Source organism: Flavobacterium sp. JLP, from assembly GCF_015350755.1.
Taxonomy (GTDB): Bacteria; Bacteroidota; Bacteroidia; order Flavobacteriales; family Flavobacteriaceae; genus Flavobacterium.
The window spans coordinates 1-341 of record NZ_JADKPS010000026.1; the positions used below are offsets into that span (position 1 = coordinate 1).

The 341-nt window shown below is 38.4% G+C and carries 1 protein-coding gene; it reads right to left on the minus strand.

All coding sequences use genetic code 11. The features are described from left to right. Positions 1–121: 121 nt before the first annotated feature. Positions 122–341, minus strand: a 220-nt coding sequence (locus IRZ83_RS19575) for a hypothetical protein (RefSeq protein ID WP_228520737.1), incomplete at its 5' end; no start/stop codon positions are given.

The following is a 341-nucleotide window of genomic DNA, read 5'->3' on the forward strand; positions in this document are numbered from 1 at the left end:
TACTTTTGCACCCGCAACAGCGACAGGCGTTCACTGAAATACTGGCAGGAAAGGAGAATCAGACGAAAAAAATATTTTTCAAAAAAGATTCAGAAAAGCTTGCGAGATTTGAAAACAGATGTTACATTTGCACCCCGCAAAACACGGAAAGTTCATTGACAGACTGGCAGACAAGGAGAAGGAAAGGGGAATGAAAATTTCTCAAAAAAAACTTCAAAAAACATTTGCCGGTTAGAAATAAGTTTTCTACTTTTGCACCCGCTTTGAGACACAGGCGGAACAAAATTGAAACACGTTCGTAGACATATTGAATTGACAGCCGTTTTGAAAGAGATTTCAAA